This is a genomic window from Alcaligenes sp. Lyrl_28 (assembly GCF_051948705.1).
GTDB classification, from domain to species: Bacteria; Pseudomonadota; Gammaproteobacteria; order Burkholderiales; family Burkholderiaceae_B; genus Alcaligenes; species Alcaligenes ammonioxydans.
The window spans coordinates 727,082-748,789 of sequence record NZ_JAYJLG010000001.1; the positions used below are offsets into that span (position 1 = coordinate 727,082).

19 protein-coding genes are annotated in these 21,708 nt (G+C 57.4%); 7 read left to right on the top strand and 12 right to left on the bottom strand.

Annotation, left to right across the window (positions count from 1 at the left end):
• From plsX to VF694_RS03310, 3 genes are all read right to left on the bottom strand, one after another.
• Entirely contained in the window at positions 1-1,089 is a 1,089-nt protein-coding gene (plsX, locus tag VF694_RS03300; RefSeq protein ID WP_003800967.1) for a phosphate acyltransferase PlsX, read from the bottom strand.
• Between the two features lie 41 nt (positions 1,090-1,130).
• On the bottom strand, positions 1,131-1,313 hold the full coding sequence (gene rpmF / locus VF694_RS03305) for a 50S ribosomal protein L32 (protein WP_003800968.1): 183 nt from the start codon (positions 1,311-1,313) through the stop codon (positions 1,131-1,133).
• Positions 1,314-1,386: 73 nt separating this feature from the next.
• Positions 1,387-1,908: a YceD family protein gene (locus VF694_RS03310; RefSeq protein WP_003800969.1), complete on the bottom strand. Its 522-nt coding sequence runs from the start codon at positions 1,906-1,908 to the stop codon at positions 1,387-1,389.
• Between the two features lie 341 nt (positions 1,909-2,249).
• On the opposite strand from VF694_RS03310, the gene VF694_RS03315 reads away from it, so the two are divergent.
• The 3 genes from VF694_RS03315 to VF694_RS03325 are packed head-to-tail and all read left to right on the top strand — an operon-like array spanning position 2,250 to position 4,329.
• Positions 2,250-2,804, top strand: coding sequence for a Maf family protein (locus VF694_RS03315; protein WP_003800970.1), 555 nt, complete (start codon positions 2,250-2,252; stop codon positions 2,802-2,804).
• A gap of 12 nt (positions 2,805-2,816) precedes the next feature.
• The gene (locus VF694_RS03320; protein ID WP_059318004.1) at positions 2,817-3,539 is read left to right on the top strand and encodes an SAM-dependent methyltransferase; all 723 of its coding nucleotides are present in this window, start codon (positions 2,817-2,819) and stop codon (positions 3,537-3,539) included.
• Position 3,540: 1 nt separating this feature from the next.
• Positions 3,541-4,329: an N-acetylmuramoyl-L-alanine amidase gene (locus tag VF694_RS03325; RefSeq protein WP_301605897.1), complete on the top strand. Its 789-nt coding sequence runs from the start codon at positions 3,541-3,543 to the stop codon at positions 4,327-4,329.
• A gap of 59 nt (positions 4,330-4,388) precedes the next feature.
• Here the strand turns inward: VF694_RS03325 and VF694_RS03330 are convergent, their stop codons facing one another.
• Genes VF694_RS03330 through VF694_RS03345 form a run of 4 tightly spaced genes read right to left on the bottom strand, consistent with a single transcriptional unit; the run spans position 4,389 to position 7,623 of the window.
• The gene (locus VF694_RS03330) at positions 4,389-4,997 is read right to left on the bottom strand and encodes a sulfite oxidase heme-binding subunit YedZ (RefSeq protein ID WP_059318005.1); all 609 of its coding nucleotides are present in this window, start codon (positions 4,995-4,997) and stop codon (positions 4,389-4,391) included.
• Positions 4,997-5,950 (bottom strand): protein-methionine-sulfoxide reductase catalytic subunit MsrP, encoded by a 954-nt coding sequence (msrP, locus tag VF694_RS03335; RefSeq protein ID WP_003800975.1) that lies wholly within the window; start codon positions 5,948-5,950, stop codon positions 4,997-4,999. Before msrP ends, VF694_RS03330 begins: the two co-directional genes overlap by 1 nt.
• 54 nt (positions 5,951-6,004) lie before the next feature.
• A complete protein-coding gene (locus tag VF694_RS03340) occupies positions 6,005-6,658 on the bottom strand; it encodes an HAD family hydrolase (RefSeq protein WP_003800976.1) in 654 nt (217 codons plus the stop codon).
• Positions 6,655-7,623: an RluA family pseudouridine synthase gene (locus tag VF694_RS03345; RefSeq protein ID WP_407927700.1), complete on the bottom strand. Its 969-nt coding sequence runs from the start codon at positions 7,621-7,623 to the stop codon at positions 6,655-6,657. Before VF694_RS03345 ends, VF694_RS03340 begins: the two co-directional genes overlap by 4 nt.
• Before the next feature lie 488 nt (positions 7,624-8,111).
• Here VF694_RS03345 and VF694_RS03350 point away from each other — a divergent pair, with 488 nt between their 5' ends.
• Complete coding sequence (locus tag VF694_RS03350; RefSeq protein WP_440163683.1) at positions 8,112-11,453, top strand: Rne/Rng family ribonuclease; 3,342 nt, start codon at positions 8,112-8,114, stop codon at positions 11,451-11,453.
• Between the two features lie 862 nt (positions 11,454-12,315).
• Here VF694_RS03350 and accD read toward each other — a convergent pair.
• The 4 genes from accD to VF694_RS03370 all read right to left on the bottom strand — a co-directional run bounded on the left by accD (position 12,316) and on the right by VF694_RS03370 (position 17,731).
• Positions 12,316-13,194, bottom strand: a complete 879-nt coding sequence (gene accD, locus VF694_RS03355) for an acetyl-CoA carboxylase, carboxyltransferase subunit beta (RefSeq protein ID WP_039943198.1) — start codon at positions 13,192-13,194, stop codon at positions 12,316-12,318.
• Between the two features lie 117 nt (positions 13,195-13,311).
• The gene (trpA, locus tag VF694_RS03360) at positions 13,312-14,145 is read right to left on the bottom strand and encodes a tryptophan synthase subunit alpha (protein WP_003800981.1); all 834 of its coding nucleotides are present in this window, start codon (positions 14,143-14,145) and stop codon (positions 13,312-13,314) included.
• Between the two features lie 16 nt (positions 14,146-14,161).
• Positions 14,162-15,361, bottom strand: coding sequence for a tryptophan synthase subunit beta (gene trpB / locus VF694_RS03365; protein WP_003800983.1), 1,200 nt, complete (start codon positions 15,359-15,361; stop codon positions 14,162-14,164).
• A gap of 75 nt (positions 15,362-15,436) precedes the next feature.
• Positions 15,437-17,731: a RelA/SpoT family protein gene (locus VF694_RS03370; RefSeq protein ID WP_440163685.1), complete on the bottom strand. Its 2,295-nt coding sequence runs from the start codon at positions 17,729-17,731 to the stop codon at positions 15,437-15,439.
• A gap of 83 nt (positions 17,732-17,814) precedes the next feature.
• Between VF694_RS03370 and VF694_RS03375 the strand changes: the two genes are divergently transcribed.
• Positions 17,815-18,333 carry a flavodoxin family protein gene (locus tag VF694_RS03375; protein ID WP_219234969.1) on the top strand — a complete coding sequence of 173 codons (519 nt, stop codon included), beginning with the start codon at positions 17,815-17,817 and terminating at the stop codon, positions 18,331-18,333.
• 183 nt (positions 18,334-18,516) lie between these two features.
• Here the strand turns inward: VF694_RS03375 and pncB are convergent, their stop codons facing one another.
• On the bottom strand, positions 18,517-19,692 hold the full coding sequence (gene pncB / locus VF694_RS03380; protein ID WP_003800989.1) for a nicotinate phosphoribosyltransferase: 1,176 nt from the start codon (positions 19,690-19,692) through the stop codon (positions 18,517-18,519).
• 238 nt (positions 19,693-19,930) lie between these two features.
• On the opposite strand from pncB, the gene fdxA reads away from it, so the two are divergent.
• Together fdxA and VF694_RS03390 are read left to right on the top strand one after the other, a co-directional pair.
• Positions 19,931-20,254 (top strand): ferredoxin FdxA, encoded by a 324-nt coding sequence (gene fdxA, locus VF694_RS03385; protein ID WP_003800991.1) that lies wholly within the window; start codon positions 19,931-19,933, stop codon positions 20,252-20,254.
• A gap of 213 nt (positions 20,255-20,467) precedes the next feature.
• Positions 20,468-21,691, top strand: a complete 1,224-nt coding sequence (locus VF694_RS03390; RefSeq protein WP_003800993.1) for a polyhydroxyalkanoate depolymerase — start codon at positions 20,468-20,470, stop codon at positions 21,689-21,691.
• Positions 21,692-21,708: the final 17 nt, after the last annotated feature.

Consider the following 21,708-nt stretch of genomic DNA (forward strand, 5'->3'; position numbering starts at 1 on the left):
TTATGAGGACGAGGGCTCTGAAGTATGGCGTGTATCTGGTTCGCCGCTTTGCTCTTCATGCAGGCTGACGCTTTGCATGATGCGCTCGACTGCCTGGCTGGTGCCGCTGAGCAGACCATTGAGCACCGCACCGCGGGCTCGCTGCAAAGCATAACCGAAAGCGTAGGCATCGGCAGAACCATGACTCTTGATAACAATACCGCGTAAACCCAAAAGGGCCGCACCGTTATGTCGGCGATTATCCACCCTGTCGCGGAAACGATTCAAGACTGGACGAGCCAGCAAGGCGGATAATTTGCTCAAGGGGTCACGGGTAAATTCGTCGCGCAGCATACTGCCGACCATCTTGGCCAGCCCCTCAATGGACTTGAGGACCACATTGCCCACGAAACCGTCGCACACGACCACGTTGACGGTACCTTTGCAGATATCGTCACCTTCCACGTTGCCGTAAAAATTCAGTCCGCTGGAGCGCAACAACTCCGCCGCCTTCTTGACGACTTCGTTGCCTTTGATGACCTCTTCCCCAATATTGAGCAAGCCCACGGTGGGACGCTCATGGCGATCCACGATGCTGGCCAGGGCAGAGCCCATGATGGCGAACTGCAGCAGGTGTTGTGCGGAACAATCCACATTGGCACCCAGATCCAGCATGATCGTGGCCCCGCCCTTCTGGTTCGGAATGGACGTGGCAATGGCTGGGCGATCAATCCCATCCAGAGTTTTGAGTACGTAGCGCGAAATTGCCATCCATGCGCCGGTGTTGCCCGCGGAAATGCAGGCATCAGCTATCCCGTCCTTGACGGACTGGGCAGCCACACGCATGGAGGAGTCTTTTTTGCGGCGCAAGGCCACCTCAACCGAATCGGCCATGGTGACAACTTCGGATGCGGGAAGAATGTCGTACCAGGAGGTATCGACATTACCTTGCGCACGCAATGTTTGCTCGATGGCCTGAGGCTCGCCAACCAATAAGCAGTGCACATCCGGATAGCGCTTGGCAAAAAGAAGCGCTGCAGGGACAGTGACGGATAAACCGATATCGCCGCCCATGCAATCGATGGCAATACGTATTTTTTTGTTAGACATCAAGCATGCAACCTATGTTGCTTGCAACGACAAAGAGACTATTACTCGTCGTTCTTTGTTTTCAGCACTTTACGGCCACGATAGATGCCGTTGGGGCTGATGTGGTGACGCAGGTGCAATTCACCGGTCGTAGGCTCGATAGCCGTCGAAGGACCAGTAAGCGCGTCGTGCGAACGACGCATGTTACGCCGGGACGGGCTCTTTTTATTCTGCTGAACAGCCATGATGACTCCTGTAGATGGACAACCCCGAATAAATGGGTGCAGCCCGAAAAAATTAATGAATTAGTAACAACAATCAAGACTTCTTGAGCGAACCCAATACGGCAAACGGTGACGGCCGCTCAAAGGCGGACTCGTCCAGGTCGTCCGATTTAGCTTCCATGGACAGGGACTGAGCCTCGGGACAAACCTCATGGCGCGGCACATAGGGCACGCTGAGAATCAGTTCATCCTCGACCAAGCCCAAGACATCCAGGTGGCCTTCGCACAAGATGCGATCAGGACCTTCGGCATCGTCATCATCCAGCTCAAGCTCGGCCTCGCTTGCCACAATCTGTACTTCGTTAGAAATATCGATGGGCCACTCGAAGGGCTTTACACAGCGCTGGCATTCCAGAATGACACTGCCTTTGGCCTGCACATGCACAAAACGGCGCCGGACAGAATCTTCCCGACCCGACACGCTCCAGTCAATGCGCAAATCGCCTTGATCGGGCAAATCGGACACCAGACGAGACAAATCTTCCACCCGCACCTGGCCCGCCATTTCCTGGGGAGCGCGAGCAAGGTTCAAAGTGTCGATATACAGTGTCGTCATAAGTATGCTCAGGGCATCAAACCGCGGCTTAACCAAGATTTGGATACCGCGTATTTGCTTTGCTTGTTTGCTGCTTGTTTACGGCTTATGTGCATTACGTGCATTTACTGCTTTGGTATCGCCTAAAGCTCTACCATTTTTTCTTGCACTGCTTTTTCCTGCCCTTCGTTATTCAAGCCTGTAAAACATGACCCGCTTATCGCCAAGCCCGCCCACAGCCATTTCAATAACGAAGAAAACATTAGATAATACCGTGCTAAACACAAGGCAGTCAAACCAAAGCACAGCTAAAACACACCATGCGTCTCATCCTTGCATCAAGCTCAGTCTATCGCCGCGCTATGTTAGCGCGTTTGGGCCTGCCTTTCACCTGTCAGTCCCCGGACATTGATGAAACCCCCTTGCCCGGAGAAGATCCGGCTGCGCTCAGCCTGCGGCTGGCACGGGAAAAAGCCGCCCGGGTCAGCCAGCTCAACCCGGGTGCGCTGGTTATTGGCTCCGATCAGGTCGCTACGTCCGGCAAAGATGCCATTGGCAAGCCCGGCGACCATGCTGGCGCGCAAAAGCAGCTACGACGGTTGAGTGGCCAGAACATCGATTTCCATAGTGCCTTGTGCGTCACAGACGGGAAGGAATTTCTCTGCCGCGATATTGTTACCAATTGTCGCTTTCGTGCCTTGAACGATGAGGAGATCGAGTATTACCTGCAACAAGAAAAACCCTATGACACTGCCGGCAGCGCCAAAGCGGAAGGGCTGGGAATTGGCCTGATGGAATCGATGCGTTCCGATGACCCCACCGCTATTATTGGCCTGCCCCTGATCGAGCTGTGTACCTTGCTGCGCCACTTTGGTCTGAACCCCTTGCTCCCCCACCCTTTCCCCCTTTCCGTTTAGGACCGCCCCCTCATGCCCCAAGTCGCCCCTCTGCATCTGATCCCCGTCGGCTTAAGCGAGAGCCCGATCAGTGGCTGGCTGCCTGCCGATGTCAAGGCGCTGACGCGCGAGCTGACCGTCTTTATTGCTGAGAACGCCAAAACTGCCCGCGCTTTCTTGAAGCTGGTCGAGCCCGCCGTGCCCCTGCAGGAAATCACGATCCACACCCTGGACAAGCGGGGCAACAAGCCAGGCGAAATGCGCGAATGGCTGAAACCAGCCCTGCAGGGCCAGGCCATCGGTCTGGTTTCGGAAGCCGGATGCCCCGCGGTGGCCGACCCCGGCGCGCTGGTGGTGGCCATGGCCCACGAGATGAAAATCCCTGTGCGTCCGCATGTCGGCCCCTCCTCCATTCTGCTCAGCCTGATGGCCAGCGGCCTGGACGGCCAGCAGTTTGTCTTTCACGGGTACGCGCCCGTCGATAGCAGCGCACGGGCCAAGCAGCTCAAGCAATGGGAAAGCCAGTCCCAAAGCCTGAAACAAACGCAGATCCTGATCGAAACACCCTATCGCAACCAGGCCATGTACAGCACCTTGCTGCAGTCCTTGAAACCCACAACGCGTTTATGCCTGGCTCGTGACTTGACCGGCTCGCGTGAGCTGATCCAGACCGCCACGATAGAGCAGTGGCGTGAGCGTCAGCCGCCTGCTCTGGACAAAACCCCCTGCATCTTCCTGTTCCTGGCGGGCCGTTGACATGAGAGCCCTCTCTCGCGCCCTGCGCATCGGCGTAATCAGTCTGACTGCGTTGCTGGCTGCCTGTGGCAGCAGCGGCCCTTTTAAATTCGACGACAGCTACAGCGCTCAGGGTCAGAACAGTCGTGTTCGCTATCTGGTCCTGCATTACACGGCAGGCGATCACGCCACCTCCCTGAAGGTCCTGACGCAGCGGGATGTCAGCGCCCATTATCTAGTGAGCGACGAACGCCGTCCTACCGTCTACCGTCTGGTTCCCGAAGAGCGGCGCGCCTGGCATGCGGGCGTGGGTTCCTGGTACGGCTTCACAGACCTGAACACCGGCTCGATAGGCATCGAAATCGTCAATATGGGCCGTCTGCCCGACGGCCGTTGGGCGCCCTACACGCGCTCCCAAATCGAGGCTCTGAAGGTACTGATTAAAGATCTGGCCCAACGACATGGCGTCACCCCACGCAATATCATCGGTCACAGTGACGCCGCCCCTCAGCGCAAACTAGACCCGGGCCCTCATTTCCCTTGGAAGGAGCTGGCCCAGGCAGGTATAGGCCGCTGGTACAACGAAGCCCAGGCCCGCGCACTGCAAGCACAGTACGCCACCCGCCCCTTGCCGCCTGCTGCCCAGACCCAGGCCCTGCTGCGCAAGGCAGGTTATGACACCCCGGACAGCGGCGTTTTTGACAAAGCCACGCAGAATGTCATTGCCGCCTTCCAGATGCACTATCGTCCCGCACGCTATGACGGTTTGCTGGACGCAGAGACCGCCGCCATTTTGCAAAGCCTGAACTGATAAAAAAACAGGTAATGAGCACAAAGCCCATTACCTGTTTTTCTGTTGATCTACTTCTTTTACTTCGCAGGCTGATTCAATACAGGCCAACGACGCAAGATCAGCAGCCCCACCAGTATCAGACCGTAGACATACACTTCCACCACGTCATTTTTACCGATCCGAATCAGGTAGAAATGCAAAACGGATAGTGCCGCTGCCAAAAACACCGTCTGATGCAAACGGCCCCAGCCACGACCCAAACGCTTTTGCCAGCCATGCGTGGACGTCAAAGTCAGCAGCAAAAGAATGACGGTAGCGATCAGGCCAATCGCAATCAAGGGCCGCTGCACAATATCCTGCCACATGGACAGCCAGTTGCCTGATCGATCCCACCAGGCCCAGGCCAGCGTATGCAAGGCTACATAAAAGAAACTGAACAAGCCCAGCATACGCCGCCAACGCACCAGAGCCGGTTGCGCCAGCAAACGTCGTACCGGGCTTAAGGCAAGCGTCACCAACAGCAGCACCAAGGCCCAGGTTCCACTGGATCGGGTCAGAAACTCGGCTGGATTGGCACTCAGCCCGTTGTTAAAACCAAGCCATACCCAGCGCCCCAACGGAAACAAACCCACTAGGAACACCAACGGCTTGAGCCTGTCCAACTGCGCGGCTTTCCAGGTCTTCATCAGTAATAACGCCTCAAATCCATATTGGCATACAAACTGGCCACATCCTCGGCATAACCGTTAAAGGGCAACGTCGCTTTCTTGGTGGCAAAAAAACCGGAACCAATCACCCGCTCTGTTGCCTGACTCCATCGCGGATGAGGAACATCCGGGTTCACATTGGCGTAAAAGCCGTATTCATGCGGCGCAACTTTCATCCAGCTGGACTCGGGCATGGTGTCGGTCAGGGTAATTCGCACCAAGGACTTGGCCGACTTGAAACCATATTTCCACGGCACAATCAGCCGCACCGGCGCCCCGTTCTGTACCGGCAGGCTTTTGCCATACAAGCCGGTCGCCAATAAGGTCAGGGGGTGCATGGCTTCGTCCAATCGCAACGCTTCCACATAGGGCCAGTCCAGAATCCGGGAACGCAGGCCCGGCATGGTTTCCGGCTCCGCTGCCGTTTCAAACCGCACAAAGCGAGCCGACCCCATGGGCGAGGCCTGCTTTAACAGGGCCGACAGGGAATACCCCACCCAGGGCACCACCATGGACCAGGCTTCGACACAGCGCAGGCGATAAATACGCTCTTCCAAAGGAGCCAGCTTCAAGATCTGGTCCATATCCAAAGTCAGCGGTTTGTGCACCAACCCATCAACCTGCACGGTCCAGGGCTCGGTCTTGAACTGACCGGACTGGCGGGAGGGGTCTTCCTTGCCCGTGCCAAATTCATAGAAATTATTGTACGTGGTGACATCGGCCTCGCTGGTGGGCGTTTCATCCAACTTCCAGCGTTGGGAAGGGTTAAACGACAAGGCCTGCCCCACAGGGACAGCCTGGGCCAGCCCGGGCAAACCGGCCGCCAGGGCCAAAGCACCCGGCGCCTGCAAAAACAAGCGACGTCGAGCCCGCCACACCGATTCATCTGTAATTTCAGAGGGCTGTATGGGCTGCGAGCGTGATTTGAACATTTCCATCTCCTGAAACTATCGGGCAAGATGGCTTTCACACCCGCTTGCCGCCTTTTAAGTACGTTCCAACACCCAGTCGCGCATTTGCGCCACATTATCAACCATGACCGTAGGTTCGGCTTTGGCCAGAGTCTGTGGGTCGTGCGCGCCATAGGTCACCGCCACGCTATCCATGCCGGCATTGGCCGCCATGTGAATATCGTGCACGGTATCGCCCACCATCAAGACCTGTTCGGGCTCCAGCATCAATTCCGCCAGCAATTGATGCAGCATTTCCGGATCAGGCTTGCTGCGGGTTTCATCCGCACAACGGGTGGCGTCAAAAAAAGTGCTGAGATTGACCTGCTGCAGCACTCTGTCCAGACCTTGACGACTTTTTCCCGTTGCTACCCCTAAGGCAATCTGACGGCCACGAAGTTCACCCATGAAAGGCAAAATTCCATCAAAAAGTTTGATATGCGGGTCGCGCTGCATAAAGTGATGACGGTAACGCTCCAGAAACAGCGGCATTTGCTCGGCCGTCAGGTCCGGCACGGCGCGGTACAGAGCGCTTTCCAGGGACAAACCAATCACCCAGCTGGCTTGCTGGATCGAGGGCACGGGCAACTCCAGATCCGCACTGGCCAACTGAATGGAGCTGGCTATGGAGTACGTGGAATCCATAACAGTGCCATCCCAATCAAACAGAACGGCGGCATAACGCGTCATAACGACTTCTCCAAACGCTCAAGAACCGCCTGACAGGCGGCAGGTAAAGGAGCCTCCAGAACCAGAGGCTGTCCGGTGACAGGGTGATTGAACTCCAGGCGCCCCGAATGCAGGAACATGCGTTTGAAGCCCTGTCGGGCGAACTGGTCGCGAATGGCATCGTCGCCATACTTATCGTCGCCCACTATCGGAAAGCCCGAATGGGCCAGATGCACCCGAATCTGGTGAGTGCGCCCGGTCTTCAGCTCCGCCTGCACCAAGGAAAAGCGGCCAAAGCGGCGCTGCATGGTGATGATGGTGTGAGCCGGCTTGCCTGTTGGGTCCACCCTGACACGCCGCTCTCCGCTGTCCGTCAGCCAACGCAACAAGGGGAGACGAATATGTTGACGATCATTCACCCAATCGCCTTGCACCAGAGCCCAATAAAACTTGCGGGCCCGGATTTCGCGAAACATGTCGTGCAATCCCACCAATGCTGCCCGACGTTTGGCAATAATCAGCAAACCCGACGTCTCCCGGTCCAGCCGATGGGCCAGCTCCAGAAAAGGCTCCTGGGGTCGTGCGGCGCGCAGTTGCTCAATCACGCCAAAGGACACACCGCTGCCGCCGTGCACGGCCACTCCGGCAGGCTTGTCGATCACCATCAGGTGTTCGTCTTCAAAAACGACCGGAAAGACCGCCGCAGGGACATGGCGTGGCTGCTCGGGCTCGGGCAGCCGCAAGGGCGGAATCCGCACCATATCGCCCTCTTGCAAGCGATAGTCGCTGCTGATGCGGCCTTTATTCACCCGCACCTGACCGCCGCGGATCGCTTTATAAATGTGGCTTTTTGGCACCCCTTTACATTCGCGTATCAAAAAATTGTCTATACGCTGACCCGCCCGCGTTTCATCAATGCGTAACATTCGCACTTGGGGGACAGATCTTTGTGATTCATGAGGTTTGCACATAACAAAAAGGGGCATATAATCGCTTCAGCCTATGGAAGCTGAGACTGGGTCCAGCGTAGAGATGCAAAGGGTGCGTCTCCGTTGGATGACCAAGGACTGATAATTGTATCCTTGAGTTCCAGCTTCCGGGTCATAAGGTCGCCGGGGTGAGTCCGAAATAGCGAAAGTCGTGTGGCAAGAAGGCCCGCTTTCCAAGAGATGTTTTCCTCCCGCGTGCGGCGCTGAATTCCTGCACAGATTGTCCCGCTCTTTTGCACCAGCCGCGTGATTCATGCGGCTGCCGTTCCCCCAGCAATTTTATATTCGTCAAACACATACCGTGACTCTGACCCCTCTGCTGATTGAACTTCGCGCTCTGGCGCGACTCGTGCCTCCCAGACTATAAGCCGGTAGGCCGATTTTGCCTGCCTGCACCAAACTGATGCAGCTATAGCGCTACACACCTGTGACCCGCGGTCGTGCGCCGATATTTCGGTGCTCCATGACAACGGAGATCCACACTCATGAAACGCATGTTGTTCAATGCGACGCATCAAGAAGAACTACGCGTCGCCATTGTCGACGGTCAAAAACTCATTGACCTCGACATCGAAACAGCCGGGCGCGAACAGCGCAAAGGCAATATTTACAAAGGGGTCATCACCCGCATCGAACCTGGCCTGGAGGCCTGCTTCGTCAGTTACGGCGAAGAGCGTCACGGCTTTCTGCCTTTCAAGGAAGTTGCTCGCAGCTACTTCAAGGAAGGGGTTGATGTACGCAGCGCACGCATCCAGGATGCACTGGTCGAAGGCCAGGAATTAATCATCCAGGTTGAGAAAGAAGAACGCGGCAACAAAGGCGCAGCCCTGACCACGTTCATTTCGCTGGCAGGTCGTTATCTGGTCCTGATGCCCAACAACCCTCGCGGGGGTGGCGTATCGCGTCGCGTAGAAGGCGAAGACCGCCAGGAACTGCGCGAAGCCATGGACCAGCTGGACATCCCGCAGGGCATGAGCATCATTGCCCGCACCGCAGGTATCGGCCGCAGCGTCGAAGAGCTGCAGTGGGACCTGAACTACCTGATGCAGTTGTGGACCGCCATTGACGGCGCGGCCCGCGACAATGCTGCCCCCATCCTGATCTATCTGGAATCCAGCCTGGTCATCCGGGCGATCCGCGATTACTTCTCGCCCGACATTGGCGAAATCCTGATCGATACGGACGAAATTCACGAGCAGGCCGCCGCTTTCATGAGCGTGGTCATGCCCGACAATCTGCATCGCGTGAAGATGTACCGCGATGACATCCCTCTGTTCTCGCGCTTTCAGATTGAGCACCAGATCGAGACCGCCTACTCGCGTACTGTGCAGTTGCCCTCGGGCGGTGCCGTCGTTATCGATCATACGGAAGCGCTGGTAGCCATTGACGTGAACTCGGCGCGCTCCACACGTGGCGCCGATATTGAAGAAACCGCCCTGCGCACCAACCAGGAAGCCGCGGACGAAGTGGCCCGCCAGTTGCGTCTGCGTGACCTGGGCGGCCTGATTGTCATCGACTTCATCGACATGGAAGACAGCAAGAACCAACGTGCTGTCGAGCAACGCCTGCGCGATGCGCTGCACCTGGACCGCGCTCGTGTCCAGATGGGCAAGATCTCACGTTTTGGCCTCATGGAACTGTCGCGTCAGCGCCTGCGCCCAGCACTGAATGAAGGCTCCCACATCACTTGCCCGCGTTGCACCGGCACCGGCGTGATTCGTGATGCCGAATCCAGCGCCCTGCACGTGCTGCGTCTGCTGCAGGAAGAGGCCATGAAAGAAGGCACCGCCGCCCTGCACGCTCAAGTGCCGGTGGATGTCGCGACTTTCCTGCTTAACGAAAAGCGCGCTGACATCACCAAGATCGAGTCGCGTCTGAACATTGCCCTGATCCTGATTCCGAACAAGAATCTGGAAACGCCGCACCACATCATTGAGCGCCTGCGCCATGATGACCCGCGCCTGGACGAACTGCGCAGTAGCTATGAGCTGGTACAGCAGCCAGAACAGCAGGACAGCCTGGTGCCCCACCGCAGCCACGAAATCAAGCCTCGTCCGGAAGCCCTGGTCAAGAGCACAACACATGCCCAGCCTGCTCCCATGAGCAAGCCTGCTGCTGCGGCAGCCGCTGCAACCGCCGCGACTTCCGTTGCCAGCGACGACAAGCCCGGCTTGCTCAAACGCCTGCTGAACTGGCTATCCGGCAAACCCGCCGAGCCTGTGACCGAAACCACCAAAACCGAAAGTGACAAGTCCCCCTCGGGTCGTCGCCAGGGTCGCTCCGGCCAAGCCAATGCCGGCCGAGGCCAAGGTGGACGTGGTCGTCGCCAGGCGAATCGTCCAGAGGCAGCTCAGGAAGAAAAAGTCAGCACGGAAAGCGCCAGCAGCACGACACGCGGTCGCCGCCGTCAGGCATCGGCTGGCACCGAGTCCGCTCTGGAAACGCCTCAAAACACCAACGTCAGCACAACCCCCGCCACTGTCGAAGAAGGCAGCAGCAACAGCCGCAACCCGCGTAACCGACGTGGCCGTGGTCGTCAGCGCCGAGAAGAAGGCAATGCGGAAAACATCGAGCTGAACAAAGATGACAACACCACGGACGCTCAGCCAGAGCAAGCGCTTGCCGCCGCGGCTGTTGCCAGCGTTGCCGCCGTGGCCGCCAGCAAGCAAGAAGCACCAGCCCGCGCTGAACAGCAGATTGAGGTCGACACAAGTGATACGGGCGACAACCCGGATGCTGAAACAGACGAAAGCAGCGAAAACAGCGCCCTGGACCCAGAGCGCAAACGTCGTCGTCGTCGCAGCCGCCGTGGACGTCGCAACACAGACGCGAACGCCGTAGCTGAAAACGAAGAGAACAACGAAGAAGGCAGCACCAGCGCCTACGTTGCTCACGAAACGCCCAGCTTCAATCCCGCAGCTCTGGATGCCCAGGAACAAGCCGCTGCTCAGACTGCAACGGCCGAGCCTGAACAGCCCCAAACAGCGAAAGAAGCACCTGCCGTCCAAGAAGCCGCCCCTGTCGCCGTGGAAGCCGCACAGGAAGCTCCTGTCGCTGCCCAGGCTGCCCAACAAGCTGAAGAGGTCGTCACGACCCAAGCTGTCACTGTTGAAACCGCTCCCGCTCAGGAAGAGCTTGCTGCCGCTCAGGCCGAAGTAGCCCCAGAAGTTCCTGCCGCAGCCGAAACCGTTGCTCCTGTGCAAGCAGAAGCCGCTGCCGAAGCTGCTACAGCAGAAGTCGCCCAAGCTCCAGCTGAAGTCGTAGAAACAGCCGCCGCTCCTGCTCAAACCCAAGCCGTGACAGACGCTCCCGCCGTTGACGCTGCTCCGGTAGACACTGCCGCCGCAGAAACTGCTACTGCCCAGGAAGAAACGACTGCTCCAGCCGCCGAAGCAGCGCCAGAAGCTCCTGCAGCTGAAGAAGTCGCCGCTCCTGTACAAGCAGAAGCTGCTGCCGAACCAGCCAAAGCAGAAGTTACTGAAGCTCCAGCTGAAGCCATGGAAACAGCAGCTATCCCTGCACAGGTTCAGCCCACAGCTGAAACGCCAGTCGTCGAAACCACTCCAGTGGAATCTGCAACCGTAGAGACTCGCGTAGAGACTCAAGCTGCTGCAGAAAAAGCCCCTGCTGCTGAGCAAGCGCCGAAACCCGCTGCCGCTCCCCTGGAGGCCGTGCTGAACGCAGCAGGCATCGAACTGGTAGAAACTGCTCGCTCGGCAACACAGGACGACTACCAGCCCGCGCCCGTGCGCCTGGGTCGCCCACGCAAGCAACGTGCTGCAGAAACCGAGAACAGCGAACCGCTGCAACAGGTCGAAACGCAGTAAACAGCAAGACTAAAAACGCCGCCCTCTAGGGCGGCGTTTTTTTATGTCTGTTTGATCTGAAGACGGCAGGCACTCGGCATCCTTCTCCTTCTCCTTCTCCTTCTCCTTCTTCTTCCTGCTACTCCGAGCCGCTCCCGCAACAGCCACTACTCTCTCTCACTCAGGTTCCAGCCCAGGCCCATCTGCCTCAGTCTTGTACTCGACATTCAATCCGCCTTGGCCTTGGCCTCAAGCCCATAACGCTTTCAACTCCAGCGACAAACAACGCCGAAAATAGACGTAAAGAGAGAAAACAAAGCTAAAGCCAACAGCGCAGAAAAACGTACGCAGTTACACAGACGAACGAGGTATATCCCCAAACACGGGCACAGAACGAGACAGGACAGTTGCAGTTGCAGTTGCAGTTGCAGTTGCAGTTGCAGTTGCAGTTGCAGATAGCTTACACAGCCCTCTACTTGAGCCCTCCGCGATACTTCTTTTTTCCTGGGATGGGGGAACACGGCCCTGGTGCGAGTCAGGGCTTTAGCCGCGGTCTATTGAGCGATTCAGGATGCAAGCCCAGTGCTGTTTGGGCCAGGCGCTTGTACTGGGTACGGGGGACCCAGTACCTGGCGAGTTCAGTGGACGCCTGGACTGTTCCATCGCCAAGGGTACCCGTGCGCAGCGCGGGCCAAAGCCCCGCTCCAGGATCGTGCTCCCCCACCCTAAGAAAACCAAACCAATCTCGCCCCGAAGTCTTAACCAAGAAGCCCGAATCCAAAAAAGACAAACTTTTCTACAAAAAATACCAAATCACAGCAGGCAATAAAAAACGCCACCTGACTCCAGATGGCGTTTCCCCCTAAGCTCAAAGCCGTAGCAGTCAAGGATGGCGCGACACAGCCTCCGCCGGCTGACGAGTCAGCAAAGCCAACAACTCCGCCAACTCACGCTGCAATTCGCGTCGATCCACCACCATATCGATAGCGCCCTTTTCCAGCAGGAACTCGGCACGCTGGAAACCCTCTGGCAGCTTCTCACGCACTGTCTGCTCAATCACACGCGGACCCGCGAAACCGATTAAGGCGTTAGGCTCGGCAATCACCACATCGCCCATAAAGGCGAAACTGGCCGACACGCCACCCATGGTAGGATCAGTCAGAATGCTGATGAACGGCAAACCCGCCTCAGACAGTTCCGCCAAAATCGCCGTGGTCTTGGCCATCTGCATTAGCGAGAACAAACTCTCCTGCATTCGCGCACCACCCGAAGCAGCCACACAAATAAAGGGGCTGCGATTGGCTATGGCAGCCTGCACCCCACGCGTGAAGCGCTCGCCAACCACCGAACCCATGGAACCGCCCATGTATTCAAACTCGAAGCAGGCGACCACCGCGGGCACAGACAAGATCGTGCCGCTCATGACTACCATGGCTTCAGTTTCACCCGTTTGCTTGGTCGCCTCGGAAACACGCTCCGTATACTTGCGTGAATCACGGAACTTCAAGGGGTCCATAGGACGAGTATTGGAACCAATCTCGGTCTGGCCTTCGGGGTCCAGCAAGGATTTGATCCGGGCCCGAGCACCAATACGCATGTGATGGCTGCACTTGGGGCAGACATTCAACGTGGCCTGGAGATCTTCCTTATAGAGCACAGACTCGCACGACGGACATTTCACCCACAGCCCTTCGGGCACGCGACGGCTGCTTTCAGGGTTACGGTTAATTCGCGGCGGGAGTATTTTCTCGATCCAGCTCATTGTTAGATCCTGTTTTCGCTTGGCCGGCGCGAGGCCCACCAAGCTCTTTATTCTGAAAAAAAGCGCCTGTTCATCAAGAACAGGCAGATGATTCTATACGCGGAATAGGTATTTGGGCTAATTATCCAGCGCCTGGCGTATCTGCGCGAGCCATTGACCAGCTGCCGCTACTGCTGCCGCATCAATGTCCTTTTGCGCTTTGCCAGCATTTTCCTGCACCGCCTGCTCCATGGTCTGGATCAGCTTGGAACCGATGACCACCGCGTCCGCCGTGCGGGCAATCGCCCGGGCGCTTTCGGCGTCACGAATCCCAAAACCCACCCCGACCGGAATTTTGACGTGCTGACGTATCCGCTGCAAGTGCATTTCCACATCAGCCACATCAATCTGGGCTGAACCGGTCACCCCTTTGAGGGATACATAATACACATAGCCTTGGGCCAACTCCGCCACCTTGGCGATGCGTTCGTCCGTGGAAGTGGGCGAGAGCAGGAAAATGGTATCAACGCCCTGCTCGGTCAGCAAACGGGTGAAATCCTCGGACTCTTCGGGGGGATAATCCACCGTCAGCACCCCGTCCACCCCGGCCTCGCCCGCCATGACGGCAAACTCGGCCTGACCAATGCGCTCAATCGGGTTGGCGTATCCCATCAGCACCACCGGAGTGTCCTGGTCGATCAGACGAAACTGCTGCACGATCTCCAGCACTTTGCGCAGACCCACGCCGCGGCTGATCGCCCGTTCGGCCGCCTGCTGAATCACCGGGCCATCGGCTGTGGGATCAGAAAAGGGCACGCCCAGTTCAATGACGTCCGCCCCTGCCTGACGCAAGGCATGCATCAACGCCACCGTCGCAGGCACCGAGGGATCACCGGCCGTAATATAAGGGACCAGGGCGCAGCGCCCGTTCAACCCGTCAAACGTCTTTTTCAGACGCACATTACTCGACATATCAGTTCCCGATTGCTTACAGTGTCAAGCCGCCGTACTCGGCGACCGTGTGCATGTCTTTATCGCCACGACCGGACAAGCTCACCAGGATAATCTTGTCTTTAGGCAGGGTCGGGGCGATACGAGCCGCATGAGCCAAGGCGTGCGAAGACTCGAGCGCCGGCATGATGCCTTCGATGCGGCAGCAATCGTGAAACGCTTTCAGGGCATCTTCATCGGTGCAGGTGGCATATTGGGCACGGCCGCAGTCCTTCAACCACGCGTGCTCAGGACCGACACCGGGGTAATCCAGGCCCGCCGACACCGAGTGCGTGGGCATGACGTTACCGTCATCATCCTGCAGTACATAGGTGCGGTTACCGTGCAACACTCCCACCATGCCCTTGTTCAGGGAGGCCGAATGTTCCAGCGTGTCCAGACCACGCCCAGCCGCTTCCACCCCGATCAGCTCGACATTCTTGTGCTCGATATAAGGGTAGAAAATGCCCATGGCATTGGAGCCACCGCCTACCGAAGCCAGCACATAATCGGGCTGGCGACCGGCATCCTGAGGCATCTGCTCCACACACTCGTTACCAATCACGCACTGGAAGTCGCGCACCATCATCGGATAAGGATGAGGCCCGGCAACCGTGCCAATAATGTAGAAAGTATTGCTGATGTTGGTAACCCAGTCGCGCATGGCTTCGTTCAGCGCATCTTTCAGGGTGCGCGAACCCGATTCCACGGGGACCACGGTCGCACCGAGCAGTTTCATGCGGTACACGTTGGACGCTTGACGACGCACGTCCTCGCTTCCCATGTAAACCACGCATTCCAGCCCATAGCGGGCAGCGACCGTCGCCGTTGCCACGCCATGCTGGCCTGCTCCGGTTTCCGCGATAATGCGTGGCTTGCCCATACGGCGAGCCAGCAGAATCTGTCCAATACAGTTGTTGATCTTGTGTGCGCCAGTGTGATTGAGATCTTCGCGCTTGAACCAGATCTGAGCTCCACCTAGTTGCTCCGACCATCGACGGGCATGGTACACGGGGCTGGGACGACCAACAAAGTGCTTGAGCTCATAGTGAAACTCATGCAAAAACTCAGGATCGTTCCGATACTGTTCGTAGGCTGCTTTCAACTCGTCCAGGGCGTGGACCAGCGTTTCAGCGACAAACGAACCACCAAACTGACCAAAATGTCCATCCGGGTCGGGCAAGGTATAGGTTTTCAAAGCTCGCTCTCTTGATTGACAAGAACAATCGCGGGCACAACGCCCGCGAGGTGTAGGTTGACTGATTTTAGCAGTTCAGGACGAGTAGCGGCGGGCGCTGACCCCCGATAACTCGTTCAAGGCCGCCAACGCCTTTTGAATTTGCTCGCCATCACGCACTTCAATCGTAAATATCATGCGCGTCAACGAGCGACGACTCAAGGTATTAATACCGGTCACGTTCAAACGCAAGCGGGCAAACACTTCCGACAGATCACGCAACAGGCTGGGGTGTTCCTGCGCCTCAATGGCCAGATCCACCGGATATTGCGTCTCTCCCGTGTCGCCCCAATCCACACTGATCGCCCGTTCAGGCTGTCGCTCGGCCAGTTCCTGATAGGACTTGCAGTCAGCACGGTGTATGGACACTCCGCGCCCCCGGGTCACAAAGCCAGCAATCAGGTCCGGAGGAGCAGGACGACAGCAACGGGCCAGTTGCGTCATCAGCGAATCGACTCCCACCACCAATACACCGCTTTTTCCGGTTTTCGAGACACTTTCCCGGGCCGCGTCAAACACACGCTGAACAGGTTCCTCTTCCTGCACATCCTCACGGAACAAGGCGTCCACCTGCCGCAGACTGAACTCATCCTTGGCCACCGCAACATACAAGTCATCTGCCTTGGCAAAGCCCAGCTGTTGCGCCATCTGCTCCAGGTTCACGGCAGTGCGGCCCAACCTTTGCAGCTCTTTTTCGACCATGCTCTGGCCTTGGGAGATGCGCTGCTGCAACTCAATCGCATTAAACCAGGCCCGCACTTTGGAGCGCGAGCGTGGGCTGGCCAAAAAGCCCAGTTGCACATTTAGCCAATCACGCGATGGCCCTCCCGACTTGGCGGCCACAATCTCTACGGTTTGCCCTGTCGACAAACGGGTGGATAAAGGCACCATCTGCCCATCAACCCGCGCCCCCCGACAACGGTGACCCAAGTCGGTATGCAAGTAATAGGCAAAATCGACCGGGGTTGCACCCACAGGCAACTCAATGACACGGGCCTGTGGCGTCAACACATAAATATGTTCGTCCTCCTGCGCCTTCAAGGGGCGAGCCAGCGCCTCCTTTTTGCTGACAGGCGCATTGTCTGCCGCAGAGCCAGCTGACTCCGTGCGACTGTCAGGCAGAGACTCCGAGGCACTCGCGTTGGAGGTAGCCGCTTCCCTGTCCCAGGCCAGCAGTTGGCGCATCCAGGCAATCTTGCGGTCATCCTCGCCATCGGCCGTCTGCTGCCCGCCTTGCGCCCCCGCCTCCTTGTAACGCCAGTGAGCCGCCATCCCGTACTCTGCAAACTGATGCATGTCACGCGTGCGGATCTGAATCTCAAAGCAACGGCCCTGCGCGTCCGCAATCACGGTATGCAAGGAGCGGTAACCATTGGGCTTGGGCCGGGAGATGTAGTCGTCAAACTCCTCGGGCACGGGGGTCCACAGGGAATGCACCACCGCCAGGGTGTGATAGCAACTGCGTTCATCCTCGACAATGACGCGCAAGGCACGCAGATCAAACAGCTGCTCGAAATCCAGATGCTTGTTACGCATCTTGTTCCAGATACTGAAGATATGCTTGGGCCGGCCAGACACCTCGGCCACAATATGCTCGCGCTTTAGGGCTGCCAACAATTGGTCTCGCACCTGAGCAATCAAAGTCTCACGCTCTACGCGCTTGTCTTCCAGACGGCCTGCAATGTCCTTGTAGACCTCGGGGTTCAGGAAACGAAAGGCCAGGTCCTCCATTTCCCATTTGATCTGCCAGATACCCAGACGATTGGCCAGCGGCGTATACAGCTCCAGCGTTTCACGGGCAAACCCGACCGGACAAACTGTTTTGGACTGCCGATACCAGCGCAAGGACTGCAGCCGCGAGGCCAGACGCATCAACACAATACGCAAGTCGGCCGCCATCGCCAGCAACATCTTGCGCTTCATTTCTTTCTGATCGCCGCCGCCCGTCTGTTCCTTGGCCTGGCCGGTAATCGAGCCCAGTCGATACAGAGCACGCGAGCCTCGCACCAATGTCATGACTTCGGTGCCAAAGGCTTTTTGAACCGGGTCCTGCTTGACCTCCGGCCCCGGGGCCGGGGTCACGGCCAGCAAGGCACTGGCACGGGTTTGAGCGTCCACGCCCAGACCCGCCAAAATAAGCGCCACCTGAGCGCAATGACTGTCCAAGGGCTCGCCGGTGCTGCCAGTCAGATCCAGCAATACAGGCCCCGCCCAGTCGGCTGCCGCCTGCAAGAGCATGCGCCCTGCCTCATCCAGTCCGTGGCTGGCTTGCGCGAACCATAGCGGGGTAAAGGCCGACTCGGCCGTAGGGGGAGAAGCGGTGTGATTCATGTGGGTTACGTCGATGTGGCCACTCAGCGCGAAGAGGGCTCTCTATACTGTAGCCGCTAGTCTATCACCGCGAGTAAGAGCTTATGAGTCTGAACACATGCCGTCAGCTTCTGATGATCTGGCATTCCCGTACTGGCGCCGCCCGCCAGTTGGCCGAACAGGCCGAAGAAGGCGCGCTGGAGGTGCTCAGGGAGCTGGACATGACCGATCACCTCCGTATCAAACGTGTGCATTGCGATCGCGTGCAGGCACAGGATTTACGCGATTCCCAGGCCTACCTGTTCTGCGCCCCCGAGAATCTGGCCAGCCTGAGTGGGGCCATGAAAGAGTGTCTGGACCGGAACTACTACGAGGTGCTGGATCAGCTGAATGGGCGCCCCTATTCCGCCTTGATCAGCGCAGGTAGCGATGGGCAAGGTGCGCAACGACAACTGGAACGGATTTGCACAGGCTGGCGGCTGGAGCTGGTCGCCCCCATCCGTATCTTCAATTTCCACGCCCAGACGCCAGAAAGCATTCTGGCCCCCAAATCTTTGAGTAATGAACAAATTGCCCAAGCCCGTGAAGCCGGCGGGCATCTGGCGGCTTTGCTGTGTCTATGAAAAAAGCCCTCTGCCTGGGCAGAGGGCTTTGATTCGACGGATTCGCTTGGCAGCCTTATCGTCTTGTCGTTCAAGCGCCTTATCGCGTGGTAAGACGCTCGCTACAGGAACCACTCTTTGTACCGCCTTGCCTGCGTTACCGGAGGCACTGTATCCACAGAACCCGCGGCAATCAGCACGCGCTCAAGCCGGTGGCAGCTGGAAAACCTGTCGCAAGTAAGCCAGATAGGCCGGATCATCACACATGGTCTTTTCAGGAGCATCGGACACTTTCGCCACAGGCTGACCATTGCAACGCACCATCTTCATGACGATCTGCAAAGGCTCATGCCCCAGATCATTGGTCAGATTGGTCCCGATCCCGAACGACACTTTGCACCGACCGGCAAAACGCAGGGCCAGTTCAATCGCCTTGGGGATAGTCAAACCATCGGAAAACACCAAGGTCTTGGTGCGCGGATCGGTACGGTTGGCTTGATAGTGCGCCAGCAAACGCTCGCCCCAGATGAAGGGGTCGCCCGAGTCGTGACGAGCGCCATCAAACAGTTTGCAGAAATACATATCAAAATCGCGCAGGAAAGCATCCATGCCGTACACGTCCGACAAAGCGATACCCAGGTCACCACGGTACTCTTTCGCCCATACCTCCAGGGCGAACGTCTGCGAGTCCCGCAAGCGCGGACCCAGGGCCTGACAGGCCTGCAAGTACTCGTGACCCATGGTGCCCAGGGGCGTCACCCCGTACTTCATGGCCAGCCAGACATTGCTGGTACCGGCAAAATGCGGCTTCATCTGCTCGATCATGGTGGTGACCACTTCTTCGTGCCACTGCTTGGAAAAGCGGCGGCGCGTGCCATAGTCAGCCACACGAAAATCGCTTAACGCCGGATCATCCACCACCAGACGCATCTTGGATTGCAGGCGCTCGCGCCCTTCTGTCCAAGGCGGTTGCGGACATTCGTTGCGAAAGTAGACCTCGTTCACAATGGCCAGCACGGGGATCTCAAACAGAATTGTGTGCAACCAGGGGCCCTGCACCGAGATCTCGATCTCGCCGGGCACTTCGCCTGCCTGCACCTGAATGCAGCGTTCAGGCAAATGAAACAGACCCAGGAAATCCACAAAATCGCTTTTGATAAAGCGCAGGCTCCGCAAATAGTCCAGCTCGGCGTCTGAAAAACGCAACTGACACAGCGCATGAATTTCCGCCCGGATCTGGTCCAGATACTGGCTCAAATTAATATTGGGAGTACGGCATTTGTAGCGGTACTCCACGTGCGCAGCCGGGAAATGATGCAAAACAACCTGCATCATGGAAAACTTGTACAGGTCCGTATCAAGTAAAGAGGTAATGATCATCACAAACCTACCGATTTTGATTGCGCAACCATAGCACGGGCGCCCGTTCTTGCGTACCGCTATCTAGCGGAACAGCTATTGCGCCATCTCAATAAGCAAGACGCCGAATATTCGTTAAAATCGAAAGATTCGATTTAAATCCCATTTTTATCGTTCAGGCCCTGTGCGTTGTGGCGCACCCAGACACGGACCTTTCCGTGATTAACCGCCTTAGCGATACCGCAGGAGTGTTACTGAAATGACCCACGTCGTCACCGAAAACTGTATCAAGTGCAAATTCACCGACTGTGTGGATGTGTGCCCCGTCGACTGTTTTCGTGAAGGCCCGAACTTTCTGGTGATTGACCCGGACGAGTGCATCGACTGCGCCGTCTGTATTCCCGAATGCCCGGCCAATGCTATTTTTGCCGAAGAAGATGTGCCGCAGGACCAGGTTCCCTTCATTGCGCTGAACGCCGAACTCAGCCCCATTTTTGGCAGCATCAACCGCTCCAAAAAACCACTGGAGGATGCTGACGACTGGAACGGTGTGGAGAACAAACTACAGTATCTGGAGCGTTAAGCCCATCACGCTCCCTCTACCAGCCTGAGCAGGTGGCTGAGTTCATGTCCAGCCACGCTTGCGCCTAATCCCGCCTTTTGATAAAAATCTTGCTGCATTGCAGCAAGGGGAAAATCCCAAGTCCAGAGGAACGGTAAACATCGTATTGTTTCCCACAGGAAATAAGCATATACATTCCTCTGTATCAAACCTGGCAACACCAAGGCGCACTCTATGCTTTACGATCTGCACGAACTCCAGCGGGCTTTTCTGGCTCCGCTGGCCGCCTTTACCGGCACCAGCTCCCAATGGTTCTCCAATCCCTACAGTCCACTGGCCTATACCCCCCTGTCGCGCCAACTGGCGGCGGCCTCTGAACTGGTACACCGTATCGGCAAGGATTACGAAAAGCCCGCCTGGGGCCTGAGCGAAACCCAGATTGACGGCCAAGCCGTCGCCGTGCGCGAAACCGTGCGTCTGGACAAACCTTTTTGCAGACTGATCCATTTCGAGCGCAATCATCCCAAGGCCGATCAGGACCCCATCGTCTTGCTGGTAGCGCCGCTCTCCGGCCACCACGCCACCTTGCTGCGTGAGACTGTACGGGCGCTGCTGCCCGACCATCGCGTGTATGTCACCGACTGGATTGACGCACGCATGGTGCCCCGCTCCGCCGGCCCCTTTCATCTGGACGACTACGTCCTGTATGTGCAGGAGTTCATCCAGACACTGGGGCCGACTGTCCATGTCATGTCCGTCTGTCAGCCCACTGTGCCGGTACTGGCCGCGGTGTCACTGATGGCCAGCCGTCGCTCGGCGGTCATGCCCCGCAGCATGATCATGATGGGCGGTCCCATCGACACCCGTCAGTCCCCCACGGAGGTCAATCGTCTGGCCACCACCAAGTCCTACTCTTGGTTCGAGAACAATCTGATTCATCGCGTGCCGGCTAAATACCCCGGCGCGCATCGTCGTGTGTATCCCGGTTTTCTGCAGCATGCCGGTTTTGTAGCCATGAACCCGGATCGCCATGTCAGTTCCCACTACGACTTCTATCAGCATCTGATCAAGGGCGACGACGATGACGCCCAGGCGCACCGCCGTTTCTACGACGAGTACAATGCGGTGCTGGATATGCCTGCCGAGTTCTATCTGGACACCATCCGCATCGTGTTCCAGGAGCACCGCCTGCCTAAAGGTCAATGGCATGTCCATGGCGAACAAGTTCGTCCTCAGGATATTGAAGGCGTGGCTCTGTTCACCATCGAAGGCGAGCTGGACGACATTTCGGGGCAGGGTCAAACCCATTCTGCCCAAGGACTATGCTCGAAAATCGCGCCTGCCCTCAAGCAACAATTTACTGCGCCCAACTGTGGCCATTACGGGATTTTCTCCGGAAGCCGCTGGCGCACGCTGATCTGTCCTAAAATCAGGGACTTCATCCGTCAGCACAACTGATTATCTGGCTTAAGCCG